The sequence below is a fragment of the Streptomyces lonarensis genome, assembly GCF_012033735.1.
Taxonomy (GTDB): domain Bacteria; phylum Actinomycetota; class Actinomycetes; order Streptomycetales; family Streptomycetaceae; genus Streptomyces; species Streptomyces lonarensis.
In genome coordinates, this window is the sequence record NZ_JAAVJD010000008.1 from 42,002 (window position 1) to 54,951 (window position 12,950).

General features: G+C 73.2%; 11 protein-coding genes. 7 read left to right on the forward strand and 4 right to left on the reverse strand.

Annotated features, from left to right (window positions below):
* Positions 1 to 457: 457 nt before the first annotated feature.
* Positions 458 to 1,345: a (3R)-3-[(carboxymethyl)amino]fatty acid oxygenase/decarboxylase gene (gene scoE / locus HCN56_RS02660; protein WP_167967804.1), complete on the reverse strand. Its 888-nt coding sequence runs from the start codon at positions 1,343 to 1,345 to the stop codon at positions 458 to 460.
* A gap of 416 nt (positions 1,346 to 1,761) precedes the next feature.
* On the opposite strand from scoE, the gene HCN56_RS02665 reads away from it, so the two are divergent.
* Positions 1,762 to 2,412 carry a TetR/AcrR family transcriptional regulator gene (locus HCN56_RS02665; protein WP_167967805.1) on the forward strand — a complete coding sequence of 217 codons (651 nt, stop codon included), beginning with the start codon at positions 1,762 to 1,764 and terminating at the stop codon, positions 2,410 to 2,412.
* A 205-nt stretch (positions 2,413 to 2,617) separates the two neighbouring features.
* Here the strand turns inward: HCN56_RS02665 and HCN56_RS02670 are convergent, their stop codons facing one another.
* Entirely contained in the window at positions 2,618 to 2,782 is a 165-nt protein-coding gene (locus HCN56_RS02670) for a hypothetical protein (RefSeq protein WP_167967806.1), read from the reverse strand.
* Between the two features lie 1,015 nt (positions 2,783 to 3,797).
* On the opposite strand from HCN56_RS02670, the gene HCN56_RS02675 reads away from it, so the two are divergent.
* The 3 genes from HCN56_RS02675 to HCN56_RS02685 all read left to right on the forward strand — a co-directional run bounded on the left by HCN56_RS02675 (position 3,798) and on the right by HCN56_RS02685 (position 6,640).
* Complete coding sequence (locus HCN56_RS02675; protein ID WP_167967807.1) at positions 3,798 to 4,193, forward strand: ArsR/SmtB family transcription factor; 396 nt, start codon at positions 3,798 to 3,800, stop codon at positions 4,191 to 4,193.
* Between the two features lie 5 nt (positions 4,194 to 4,198).
* Complete coding sequence (locus HCN56_RS02680) at positions 4,199 to 4,837, forward strand: SRPBCC family protein (protein ID WP_167967817.1); 639 nt, start codon at positions 4,199 to 4,201, stop codon at positions 4,835 to 4,837.
* Between the two features lie 351 nt (positions 4,838 to 5,188).
* Positions 5,189 to 6,640 (forward strand): transcriptional regulator, encoded by a 1,452-nt coding sequence (locus HCN56_RS02685; protein WP_167967808.1) that lies wholly within the window; start codon positions 5,189 to 5,191, stop codon positions 6,638 to 6,640.
* A gap of 58 nt (positions 6,641 to 6,698) precedes the next feature.
* Here HCN56_RS02685 and HCN56_RS02690 read toward each other — a convergent pair whose 3' ends face one another.
* Both HCN56_RS02690 and HCN56_RS02695 read right to left on the reverse strand, forming a co-directional pair.
* Positions 6,699 to 7,034: an SCO4225 family membrane protein gene (locus HCN56_RS02690; RefSeq protein WP_312871012.1), complete on the reverse strand. Its 336-nt coding sequence runs from the start codon at positions 7,032 to 7,034 to the stop codon at positions 6,699 to 6,701.
* A 230-nt stretch (positions 7,035 to 7,264) separates the two neighbouring features.
* Positions 7,265 to 9,628: a histidine kinase gene (locus HCN56_RS02695; protein ID WP_167967809.1), complete on the reverse strand. Its 2,364-nt coding sequence runs from the start codon at positions 9,626 to 9,628 to the stop codon at positions 7,265 to 7,267.
* Between the two features lie 662 nt (positions 9,629 to 10,290).
* Here HCN56_RS02695 and HCN56_RS02700 point away from each other — a divergent pair.
* From HCN56_RS02700 to HCN56_RS02710, 3 genes are all read left to right on the forward strand, one after another.
* A complete protein-coding gene (locus HCN56_RS02700) occupies positions 10,291 to 10,683 on the forward strand; it encodes an STAS domain-containing protein (protein ID WP_167967810.1) in 393 nt (130 codons plus the stop codon).
* A 229-nt stretch (positions 10,684 to 10,912) separates the two neighbouring features.
* Positions 10,913 to 11,392: an ATP-binding protein gene (locus tag HCN56_RS02705; protein ID WP_167967811.1), complete on the forward strand. Its 480-nt coding sequence runs from the start codon at positions 10,913 to 10,915 to the stop codon at positions 11,390 to 11,392.
* A gap of 245 nt (positions 11,393 to 11,637) precedes the next feature.
* Positions 11,638 to 12,681: a zinc-dependent alcohol dehydrogenase gene (locus HCN56_RS02710; protein WP_209312270.1), complete on the forward strand. Its 1,044-nt coding sequence runs from the start codon at positions 11,638 to 11,640 to the stop codon at positions 12,679 to 12,681.
* Positions 12,682 to 12,950: the final 269 nt, after the last annotated feature.

Below are 12,950 nucleotides of genomic sequence, written 5' to 3' on the forward strand. Positions count from 1 at the left end.
TCTCTCGGGAACGGTGAGCGTGACGCGGGTCTGAGCGTGCGTGCGGACGCAGCGAGCGCGACGCCACGGGGTGTCCTGCGGCGCGACCGTGAGCCGCAGGCCGCCGGTGTGGTGCAACCGGGTGGAGGCGGCACGGAGATCCGCACCCGGGCCGGCTCGTTGCGGGGGGGCGGGCGGCGTCAGGTCCGGCGGCTGCGCCCGGGAGGCATCCGGCGGCCACCGCGCCGCGGGCCGCTCCGGCTGCGGTGTCGGCTCCGGCTTCGGTCTCGCTGACGCGGGCGGTCCGCGAGCGACGGGCGGCGTACTGCCGCACCGCAGCTCTCCGTCGCGCACTCACGGTTTTCCGGACCGCGCACGGTCGGGGCGCGGAACCGTGGTCCGGCGTGAGGTTCCCGCGGCGGCGGTGACGGGACGACGCCCGACATCACCTCCCCCTCCCCGGCCCGGTCCTGATCGGTCAGACCCGAATACCCTCGTAGAAAGGGTGCTCGTCGTGGACGGTCACACGGAACGACGAGGTCGGCTCCGGCTGCGAGGTGTGGAGCGCCCGGTGGATGAGCGAACGGTTGTCCCAGACGAGGATGTCGCCCTGCTCGAAGGTCTGCAGGTGGATACCCGGGTGACTGAAGGTGTCGTCGGTCTGCCCGGTCGCGTCCAGCAGCTCCTGCAGCAGTCCGCTGTCGAGGTCGTTGCCCTCGGCGTCCGCGAGGGAGAGCGCGAACCCTTCGCTGAGGTAGAGAATCCGCTCGCCGGTGACGGGGTGGACCGTCACGGTGGGGTGGGTGACGGTGGGGGTCTCGGCCTCCACGTCGGCGAGGACCTCGACAAGCGGCCGGTAGACGTCGGTCGGGCGGATCTTGAAGTACCGCTGCACGCTGTGCCGGCAGACCGTGCCCTCGACAGCGTCCTTCAGCCGCTGCGGCAGCGCCTCGTACGCGCGGCCCATGTCGATGAAGTACGTGCCGCGGTTGACCTTGGGGATGACCTGCGGATAGATGAGGGTCAGTCCGAACGGCTCGGGCATGAACTCGTAGTCGGCGTGCCAGAACTTGCCGGTGCGGGGCACGCCGATCTGCTCGCCGTTGTGCGGCACGTTGGAGGAGACGAAGACGTCCGGCTCCTCGGGGTGCCAGTACATCTTCTGGTAGTAGCGCTCGACGCGGCCCAGGCGGCGGCCGAGTTGCACGTACTGCGACGGAGTGAGGTCCTGCCCTCGGAGGACCGCGATCTTCTCCGTGTGGACGATCTTCTTGAGAGCGCTGAAATCGGCATCCGACGCGGTCGCCGGGTCGAAATCGGAGATGGTGACGCCCAGCGTCTTGCCGGGCTGCTTCGCGACAATCATGGTTCCCCTCCCATGAAGAACGGAAGCCGAAACAAACAGCAGGCGCAGGCGTGCCGACATCGGAATACCGAAAGGCACCGCTCTGCGTCCGCGGCGGCTGGCTCGACACTACGAGAAGGTTCAGAGCGGAGGCCAATAACATCTTCTTATCGGGACAGCCGGTGAAACGTGGCCGCCAAAGGTGCTCTACCTGTGCCCCTCGCCGCCCCTCTCCCCCACCCGGCACAGGGGTGGGCCCGCGGGGCGCGGTGGCAACCCGGCCGATCCGACCGACCCGCGACAAGTACGGCGGCACGGCGGCACGGCGGCACGGCGGCACGGCGGCCGAAACTTACCGCACGATCGTTTTGTCAGTACCCTGGTGGCCCGATCAGTGCGAGGCCCGCGGCGCGCCACGCGGAGCGAGGAGTACCGACGTGACCGAACGGCGTCCCGACGGGCGAGTCGAACGAGGGAACCAGACCAGACGCCTGGTCCTGGAACGGACCGTTCGCATCGGATCGTCGGAGGGCTTGGAAGCCCTTTCCCTGGGCCGGCTGGCGACCGAGTTGAAGCTGAGCAAGAGCGGTGTGTTCGCCCTCTTCGGCTCGAAGGAGGGGCTGCAGCTGGCCACGGTCCGGGCGGCCTCCCGGATCTACGTGGACCACGTGATCGAGCCCGTCCTCGCCCAGCCGCCGGGGCTGGCCCGCCTGTGGGAGCTGAGCGAGGTCTGGCTCCGCTATTCCGCGGAACGGGTCTTCCCGGGCGGCTGCTTCTTCCAGCGCGTCAGGGTCGAGTACAGCTCGCGCCCCGGCGCGGTTCAGGATGCCGTCCGAGCGGCAGACACCGCGTGGCGCACCTTCGTGCGGCAGACGGTGCTGGAGGCCCAGGACGCCGGGGAGATCACCCCGCACCGGTCGGCGGAGCAACTGACCTTCGAACTCACGGCACTCTGGGAGTCGTCCAACACCCAGTCCGTCCTCACGGACTCCGACACCCCCTACCCCCAGGCACGGGCGGGCGTCCGAGAGCTGCTGCGCGCTGTGGCAACGGTGGAACCGGAGTTCCTCGCCCAGGCAGCGGCATAGCCCGGGCGCTCACCTCGGCATCCGGCCGGTCCTTTCCCGCCCCCTGACCTCGCCGCCGTCCTCCGCCGGCTGAGAGACCGGGGGCCCGGTGAGCCCCTCGGCAAGGAGGTCACGCCACCGGCACGCGAAGGCGGCCGGCGCGGCGGTGCAGATATGCGGCCGCGACCAGGGGGAGCATCGAGGCGATCAGCGCCACGCCCGGCAGTCAGCCGGCGGTCATCCCGTCGACCAGCACCGGGAACAGTCCTGCCGCGAGCGGGAGAACGGGCCACGACGAGAGGGCCGCGGCGATGCCCCTGAGCTTGTCGGAACCCAAGCGGTGGCTCGCCAGGTCAGCACGGAAGCCGACACCACACATCAGCAGTCGCAACAGGGTAGATCCCGGTGCTCCCGCGGTGCGGCACCGCGGGAGGTGCGGTTGTCAGCGCAGGAATGAGTTGCGCTGCCGATCGGGTCACCGCGTGCGTGATGCGCCGTCGTGGCGGGCAACCCGAACGGGGCGACCTACCCACCGACCAGGCCCCCTGACCTCACACGCGGCCAGAAGCGCTCCTCACGGGCGGAGAGCAAGAGCGACGGTGACGTCACCCGTGGCGGTCATTTTCGCTCAGCTCTCCACATGAGAATGGAAAGACAGAGAGCACAGCACGCCGTGACGCCACCGAGGAGCCACCAAACAGCGCTCGCACCCCCTTCTTCGCCCCGCGCGAGAACCAGCGAAAGAACGGCCGCCGAGAACAACGCTCCCATAAACGCACGGAGTCCGGCCGAAGTTCCTATTGCTCTTCCCTCTCTCCACGTCGTGGAGCCGACGAAGTCATTCCCGGCTCCACATCCCGTCGTCAGATACGTCGATTCCCGCCGGTCAGGCCGACACCGGCACACGCCACGCGGGTACCCACCGCAGTCGGAGGAAACCTGGCGCCGAGAGTTCCGGCCATACGGCGCACGTCGGTAACCGGCGGCCACATCCCGGCGCTCACGGTCCATGGCCAAGGGAGGCTTCCGCCTGGATCTCGCAACTCGCACGGAGGACTCTGCGCTCCAACGGCGAGGACGCAGGCGGCCGACGCAGGTGAAGCACACGCGAGGCTCGGAGTGCTCCGCGCTCACCTCGGCACCGATCAGGACCGGGGAAGCCTGCCGGGCGGTCATCGACCGCCGCGGGAGCGGTTCTCACCGCGGCGGCGCACCGCGGACCGTCGCCACACAGCCGCTGCCCTCTCCGACCCACCGCGCAGAGGCTTCGGGCCCCGCGGGAGGGCCGAACCGGTCGCTGGGGCACCACCGCCCCACCCCTCACACGCGAGGCTCCGGCGCGGTGCACCGGAACGAAACATACCGTCCCTGGCTTATATAAGCCCGGGCCGGTACAGTCTCGGCCTGTGCACGCATTCGATGTTCTCGGCGACCCGGTGCGCCGGCGCATCCTGGAGCTGCTCGCCGAGGGCGAGCAGACGTCCGGGGCGATCACGGACGTGGTACGGGCCGAGTTCTCCCTGTCCCAACCGGCCGTCTCACAGCATCTCCGCGTGTTGCGCGAGAACGGGTTCGCGTCGGTACGGGCCGAGGGAGCTCGCAGGTTCTACGCCATCGATCCGAAGCCGCTCGGCGAGGTCGACCTGTGGTTGAACCGGTTCCGCGGGTTCTGGGAGCAGCGTCTCGACGCCCTGGGCACCGAGCTGGCCAGAGGCAGGCGCACACCCGGGTCCCTCACGGACCGGCAAACAGGCCCGGCCTCGGCCCCGGGCCGACCTTCTGATGAGAGGAACACAGCGTGAAGGACATGCTGGACGAACTGGCCGCTGCCCGCCGGACGATGGGTGCAGCCACGCTGCCCGCCGGCGACGCGTACACGATGGAGCTGCGGCGTCGCTACGACGCGCGGGTCGAGGAGGTGTGGAGCGCCGTCACCGACCCCGAGCGGCTGGGCCGTTGGCTGAAGCCGGTCACGGGAGACTTGAGGCCGGGTGGCTCGTTCACGTTGGACGGAGGCGAGCACGGGGAGATCCTGCGGTGCGAGCCGCCGCGCCTGTTGCGGGTGTCCTGGCTGTTCGGGCCGGACGCAGACGACTGGCCGGGGACGAGCGAGGTCGAGGTACGGCTGTCACCAGGCCCTGCCGGAGACACCGAGCTCGAACTGGTGCACGCGGCGGCGGTCGCGGAACCCATGTTCCCGACCTACGGTCCGGGCGCCGGCGGCGTCGGGTGGGACCTGCATCTCCTCACCCTGGCGCGGTTCCTGGCCGATGGCGAGCCTCTTGATCACGAGGCGTTCCAGACCTCGCCGGTGGGGCACGAGTTCGTGCGGCGCAGCGCCGCGGCGTGGGGCCAAGCCCATGCGGCCGCCGGCGGCGACCCTGCTCACGTGGCAGCCGCCGTCGAGGCCACCACTGCGTTCTACGCTCCCGAACAGTCCGCTTGAGCGTGAGGCCCTGCCCCCGTCGTTGCCACGTGCGGTCAGTGGCGCGCCTGACAAGAACGGGGCCGAGCGAGCACTTCGCCGGCGTGCGCATGGTGTGCGCACCAGCGCAGGCGGTGGCACGAGCGAGCGGCGGAGCTGGGCGGGGGCAGCTTCCCTCCGCGGCAGCTCCGCCGCGCGCGGACAACCGTCGGCGACCCGTGGGGGTCCGAGGCGGGCGGCCACGCCGACCTCTGCCTGACAGCGGTAACGTGATTACCGGCAGGGTGGGACGTGTCCTGACCGGCGCGAGCAGCAGCTGCTCCCGACCTTCCGACGCCCCACTCCCACGGGACAGCGAGGTTGAGCCGCGTCATGCCAGAGGTGCCAGAAACGCCCGAGCACGCACGGCGGCTCGCGGAGCTGCTGACCGACGTGAAGGAACGCTCCGGACTCAGCTACGGTGCGCTCGCCGAGCGACTGCACAGCAGCACCTCCTCACTGCACCGCTACTGCCGCGGCGCCGCTGTCCCGCAGGAGTACGCGCCGATCGAACGGTTCATCCGGGTCTGCCGCGGCACCCGTGAGGAGGTCGAGGAGGGCCACCGCCGCTGGATCCTGGCGGACGAGGAGCGACGACGGGAGAGCCGTCGCGCTGCGTCGACTCCCCGGCCCGCGTCCGGTGTTCCGCCCGCCGCTCCCCCCGGTGGCGCCGACCGCGAGGCGCACGGCCCGCCCTCGGCCGGTGTGACGTCGGTAAAGCCGGCGGAGTCGGCGGACGGATCGTCCCGGGCCACCGGCGGCGAGCTGCCCGGGGGCACCGACCGGTCCGCGGGCGTCGGACCCGCCGTGCCGCCGACCCCACAGGCCCCGTCGGGTCCCGAGCGGGATGCCCCGAGCCGAGGGCCCGGCGAGGCCGCGGTGCTGGCGGACCGCGGAGCGCCCTGTCCCGCCGACCGCTCCCCCGCCCGGGTACGACGGATTCCACTGCTGGTCACGGCCGCCGCCCTCGTCGCGTCCGCGCTCGCGGCGTTCCTGTGGTCGGGGACCGCCGAACGCACCGAGGGGATCGCGGGCGCAACGGCGGACGCCCCGCCGCCCGAGCGGGGGGACGGTCATCCGGACGGGGCATTGGGCGAGGACCCCGCAAGCGGGGCGGACCGCGGTGCTGCGGACGTCCCCGTGCCGGGGCAGGGAGAGGGACAGGGAGAGGGGCAGGCCGCGAGCGCCCCGCTCACCGTCCTGGTGAAGCCCCACGACTACGAGGGGCCGTGCGACCAGCACCTGCTGGTCGATCTGCCGCCCGAGCAGGTGGCACCCGCGCCGCCGTTCCCGGGGGCTGCGCCCTGGATCGAGGACCATGGCGCCGTCCCGGCCTTCGCCCAGCGCGTCGGGATCACGGTTCAGGGGACCGGCCCGCAGGCCGTCATCCTGGAGTCGGTCGACGTCCGCGTCACCCGCCGGGGCGCTCCGCTGGGCTGGAACGAGTACGCGTTGAACCTGTACGGCTGCGGCGGCGCGCTCCACCCCCGGCCGTTCTCCGTGGATCTGGACAGCGACCGCCCCGTCGTCGAACCGGGCGCGGACCAGCCGGGCTTCCCCTTCACGGTCGACCAGTCCGACCCGGAGATCCTCCACATCAACGCGCGGACCACCGACCACGACGTCAGCTGGGATCTGACCCTGCGCTGGACGAGTCAGGGCCGTACCGGCACCACACGCATCGACAACGACGGCAGTCCGTTCCGCACCAGCGCCGGAGTCGGGGCGTGGCGGTACGCGTACACGTCCCACACGGCGTGGGAGCCGCACCCCCGGACCGACTGACCTCGCCGACGCTCCGGTTGCACCGGGCCCCGGGCGTGCGGAGCGTCGGCGAGGTGGCTCAGCGCTCCGACGTCAGCACCCGGTGGCACCAGCCGATCACGTAGGCGTTCACGAGGGCGCCGAGCAGGATCGGCGCGAACAGGACCGCGGGGTGCTCGCTCAGCATCGGTGGCGCCGCGAGACTCAGCGGCAGGGTTGCCAGCATCGGCCAGATCATGGCGAGCGAGGCGTCGTCGGGCGCGTGGGCGACGGTGGAGGCGATCGCCCAGATGAGCAGCGCGACCAAGCCGCCCAGGTAGATCAGGGCAGATGGGGTGGTGAGGGTGACGCGGACGGTGCGGAGGAAGGACCGGCGCTCAGGGGGCGTGGGGCTGCCGGATGCGGAGAGGGACACGGGTACGGCCTTTCTGAGAGGTGGATCGGGGCGACGGCTCGCCGGATCGTGGCGGGGCGGCGCAGGGGCGCGAGGTACCGGGCGCGGAGGTGCTGCCGGTGTGCGGTCGGGGTCGGGGCCCCGTGCCCGGTCCGTCCCGCCGGCCAGAGCCGAATCCGGCGCCTCCGGCGCGGCGGCGCGCCCGGACGGCGCCCCGAGCCGGTCGTCCGGTGCCGCCTCGCTGACGGTCATCACCGGCCCTCCTCCGCCCCGTTCCCGTGGGCGCCCTGCTCGTGGCTGCCGGCCGCCTTCCGCCGTGGGCGACCCGCGGCCGCGTCGTCACGCGGGGAAAGGCCCGGCGGTGCGGCCGCGAGCGGCAGCCGCAGTTCGGTGACCCCGCCGCGTGCGATCCGGTGGCTGCCGCGCAGCGCGGAGACGCACGCCTCCAGCTCCGCGCGTCGCACTCCGCTCGCAGCGCCGGGCCCGGTCGCGCGCAGCACCAGGGCTTCCTGTTGCCGGATGATGCTCAGCTCCAGCGGTCGGTCACCCGCTCCCGACAGCAGTGTCTCGACCGCGCGGTAGGCGGCCAGGTCCACGGCGGGCGGCAGCCGGCGCACGGCGTCGTCCTCGGCGTGCACCCGCACCCGCCGCCCCGCGGCGCGGCTCTGCCGCACCAGCAGGTCGAGGGCGCTGAGCGTCGGTTGCGGTCGCCGCTCGGCGAACTCCGGAGTGGCACCCTCCCGGTCCAACAGCGCGCGCATCGCGGCCAGCGCCTCCCGGGCCCGCTCTGCGGTCTCCGCGAGGCGCCCCGCCTGCGCCTCGGTGACCATGTCCGCGGTCCGGGTGAGCACGGTGGTCTCCAACCCGGCGGTGATCCGGCTGCGTTCGGCCCACGCGTCACGCACGGCCGCCCCCGTGACGTCCGTGATCCGCGCCTCCTGCGCCGCCCTCGCCGCCCGCGCGTGCCGCCCGTGTCTGCGTCCCAGTGCCCAGGCCGCAGCCACCACGGCGGGCGGGAGCAGCAGCGCCGTCACTGCTCCCGGTACTGCCGGCGCGTCGGCCCGCAGTACCAGTGCCACACCGACCGCTGTCTGCACCACCGCGGCGGTCGCCGCGAACAGCGCCGCGGTCCTGCCGCGCGCGGCAGCGCCGTGGACGGTGACGCCGACAGCGGCAGCAGCCGTGGCGAGGAGGGCGGGGACGACGGGAGGCCCTCCGTACCCGCCGACGCCTGCGGCCGCCGGCCACAGCAGCGCCAGTCCCAGCACAACGGCGAGCGCCGCTCGGGGGGCGGTCCGTGACCACAGCAGCGTCATGGCCTGCGCGCCGGCGACCAGCGCGAAGACCAGCCCCGGCGACACCGCCTCCCCGTCGGGGACGTCGTTGGCCCGGATGACGAGCAGGGGGAACAGGGGGTGCAGGCCGAGGCCGCCCGCCACCACGAGTTGGGCGGCCCTGCGGCGGCGCGGCACCGCGGGTTCGGGCCGGGTGCCACCCGGTCCCGGCAGCCGTGCCTCCACCTCCCAGCCGCCCTCGGCCGTGGGTCCGCTGCGGACCGAGCCGCCCGCCTCCTGCGCCCGGCTGCGGAGGAACGCCTGCCCACGCCCGCCGCCCAGCCCGCCGGCGCCACCGGCCGCAGCGGGCGATGGGCCGTTGCGAACGGCGACGACATGGCCGTCGCCGTCGGCGCGGCAGACGACCCGCGTGTCCGCGCCCGGGGCGTGCCGTACGGCGTTGGTCAGCGCCTCGCGGACGATGCCGAACGCCGCTTCGGCGGCGCTGCCCTCGGGTACCACCGTCAGCTCGCAGCTGATCGGCTGGCCGAGCCGCCGGATGCCGTCCACCAGTGTCAGCAGCCGTTCCCGCGGCTGGGCCGTGTCGGCGGTGCCGCGGCTGGGCTCGGGGACTGCGGCCAGCGCGGCGGCGACCTCTCCGCCGGCGGCGATCGCGAGCGTCAGTGCGTCCTCCCGCAGTTCGGGACGGCGCTCGGCAAGCCCTTCGGCGGCCCCGGCGGAGACGACGACGGCGGTCAGGTGGTGGGCGCTGACGTCGTGGAGTTCTCGTTCCATCCGCCGGCGTTCGTCCGCCGCCAGGCGGTGCCGCTCGGCCTCGGTGCGACGCAGCCGGTGGGCGGCCGCCTCGGCGGACGCCACGGCGCGCCGCCGACGGATGCCCCAACCGCAGGAGGTGGCGTACACGACTGTCACCAGGGCCAGCACCAGTTTGTCGCGGTCCCCGACACCGTGGAGCGTCACCTGGTAGAGCAGCTGCCACAGCGCGAGTGTGCCGACGGTGAGCAGTGTCGTGAAGGTGTCGCGGCGCAGCGCCACCTCGTAGAGCGCCAGCGCGACGCCGGCTGTCCCCGACACCACCACCGCTCCGACCGGAAGTGCCCCGGCGACCAGCGCGCAGGGCGCCACGGTGAGGACCAGGGCTGCCACCGGGTGCCTGCGCCGGGTGGTGAGTGCGCCGGCTACCACAGCCGTGGCGAGTGTCGCGGCCAGCAGGTGGGAGCCGGTGGGCAGTCGGCCGCTCAGGAGGGCTCCGACCGGCCACACCGCGGCTTGCGCCGCCACCAACAGGGCCGGAAGAAACCGGTCATCGGTTCGCTTCATGATGGGACGAGGTTATGGCCGCGGCACGGGGCTCCGCTTCGGCCCGGCGGAGGACCCCGCTCTCCACCCAGCGATAGAGGTCGGCTCCGGAGCTGCCACCCCGGCGGGCCTCTGCCGACTGTCACTCTCTTCGACCGTCGGGAGGCACGAGGACGGTGAGGCCGACCGGAGCTGCGGTGACGGAGCCCGCGCCGCACGCGCCCCGGTCCGCCCGACAGGTTCACGCGGGGCTGCGGCCGCCGCCCTCCCGCCGCGGCCTCGGGTGAGCAGGTCGACCGACCGGCTGCCGGGGGATCGCGTCGACGTCTCCGGTGCGCGCCGTGCAACGGTGCGTCAGGTCAGCCGGGCTCCGGCCCGTGCCCGACGCCCTCTCCCGGGCCGGCGGGCGACTGCACCGGCGGTCGTGCCTCCGCCGGCTGCGGCGCGCCCGCCGTGCTCCCATGGCTCACCTCGATGATCCCCCGCTGGAGTTTGCGCGGGTGGCGGCCCACGTGACACGGCGGACGTCGGGCCTCTGCAGCATCCGGAACACGGTGGGGCGGCGGGACAGGACCTCGCCTCGCTACATCGTGCATAATGTTTTCGATCACTAGACGGTGCCCGAAAAGGTTGAAATCTGGAAGAATCGGGGAGTGCCTTCCTCTTCCAGTGTCACTGTCACGGTGACCCAGACAGCCGAGACCTACCTGATCACTGCCGCCGGCGAGATCGACCTCGATGGCGCCGGTCCGTTCGAGAACGCCCTGGCCGAGGCGGCACGGTCTCTCTCCCGCTGTACGATCCTCGATCTCTCCCGGGTGGGGTTCGCCGACTCCACCCTCCTGAACACGCTCCTCGAAGCGCTGGGCGCGCACGAGGCGGCGGGTCGGCCGTGGGCGATCGCGGGCCCCTTCACCCCCCAGATCCACCGGCTGTTCACCGTCACCGGCACCCACGAGGTACTGCCCCTGGCCCCTGATCTGGCGGCGGCGCGGCGCCTGGCCGGCTGCTCCGACGACGACGGCCCCGGACGGGACAGAGGCACACCGCCGCCGACCGCCCCGAGCACAGCCTGAGGAACCGGCTCCCGTTCCCGGCGGGCCGCGCACCCGCGGGCGCGCGGCCCCGGCCCCGGCGCTTGGCGGCCGACAGCCCCCTGTGGGGGCTGTCGGCCGACCCGGGCCCTTCCTGACCGGTTACCGGCTAGAGTCAGCGGCGGTGGGTAAGCGCCAGGAACCACCCCAAAACGATCAAGGGCGATGATCGGGGCTCAGCTCCCGTGCCGGGTGGAGGAAGGCGAACGTGATGTCCCATCAGTATCCCCGCCGCACGGGGAGCCCTCTGCTCGCCGGTCTTCCCGCACAGAGAGCGGAGCCGCACGGCCCCGCCCCGGTCCGGGCCCGGGCCGTCTACGACGGGACGGAGCCGATTGCCGAGGCTCGCGCGCTGGCGCGGCGGTTCCTCTCCGACGTCCAGCTGCGGGAGGCCGTCTCTCCCGACTCCCGGGACGCGTTGCGCCTCGTCGTCAGTGAACTCGTCACCAATGCCCGGACCCACACCTCCGGCGGCTACTCGCTCACCCTCGAGCACGCGCCCGGCGTCGTCATCGTGAGTGTCCTGGACACCAGCGCCGAGATCCCCGCCGCCAAGCCGCGGGACCCTCGGCGCATCGGCGGCCAGGGCCTCCACATCGTCCACGCGCTGTGCACTGCGTTCCAGGCGAGCCGCAACCACGGCGGGAAGCGCGTCACCGCCACCCTCCCCCTCACGACGTTCTCCCGCTGAGCGGGCGGCTGCCGGTGCCGGCGCCGACCTGCCCACGGGACGACCGGCAGCGGTCGGGCCGGGCTCCGACCGCTCGTCGCTACGACGTCCGCCGGGACGTACGGGGTTTCCGACGCCGGGAAGACGCCGGGCTCATCTGTCGTGTGCGACCGCCGCCGTGTCCCTTCGCCTGAAGGTGTTGTTCCTGTCCGCCTGCCGGGCTCGTTCCACGGCGCGGGCGCCGGAACCGACGCAGCATGTGGGTCATGACTGCTGAACTGCGCTACGTGAGGGTGTCCGGGCCGCGGCGGCTGGAGGAGCTCACCGAGGACGAGCAGGCCCCCGCCCCCGACGGGGTGGTCGTCGACATCACCTACGGCGGCATCTGCGGCACGGACGTCCACGGCTACACCGACGGGCACATGCTGCCTCCAGCCGTGTTCGGCCACGAGTGGACCGGGCGGGTGAGCGCCGTCGGGGACGAGGTCTCCGGCCTTCGTGTCGGCCAGCGAGTGGTGGGCGGTGTCGGGCCCGCCTGCGGAGCCTGCGGCCAGTGCGTGGCCGGCCACGCCCGCCAGTGCGACACGGTGTTCGCCGAGGCCAACGGCGTGGACGCGGCCGCCCCTCCGCACGGCGCCTTCGCCACACGCCTCCGCGTCGCCGCGCGCCGGGTGATCCCCGTGCCCGACGCCCTTTCGGACGTCGAGGCGGCGCTCGTGGAGCCGGCGACCGTGACCTTCCATGCGGTGCGCCGTACCGCGATGGAGCTGGGCGCCCTCGCCGTCGTCCAGGGGGCCGGGCCCATCGGGCTGCTGACAGCCCAGCACGCGCGCAACGCGGGAGCCGGGCGCGTCATCGTCTCGGAGCCGTCGCCGGCTCGCCGTAACGCGGCCGCGCAGCTGGGCTTCCACGACGTGGTGGCTCCGGAGGGCCTCGCCGAGGTGCTGGAGCGGGCCGGCAACGGACTCGGCGCCGATGTGCTGTTCGAGTGCGCAGGGGTCGCCTCGCTCCTGCAGCCGTCCGCCGAACTGGTCCGGCGCGGCGGGACCCTCGCACTGCTCGGCTTCCCGCTCACCGAGTCGACGGTGAGCTACGGGGACTGGCAGAGCAGGGAGCTGAGGGTGGTCGGGTCCCTGGCCTACAACCACGAGGACTTCGTGGGGACGATGGGCGCCATCGCCGAGCGACGGATCGATGTCGCCGCCCTGCACACCGGCACCATCGGGTTGTCACGGCTCGGCGAGCTCCTGGAGGAGCTCGACTCCGGCAGGAGCACGCACACCAAGGTGCTTGTGGACCCGCGCAGCTGAACCCTCCGGGGGGGCCGTCCTCCGGCGGGCGGGCAAGCGGGCGAGCCTCCACACCGCTGGTCCCCGGGCGCGTTGCCGGGCAGCCGCCCGGCGCGGGCCGAGGGGTGACAGCGCGGCCCCGCCAGGCCGAGCGGTCGGCACGGCTTCCGTCGGCGACGCCTCCGAGACGATGACGCGCCCGGCTCCCGCGTTGCGCGCGTGCTGGGCTGTCAGCAGCCCGATGGGCCCGGCCCCCTGGACGACGGCGAGGGCGCCCAGCTCCATCGCGG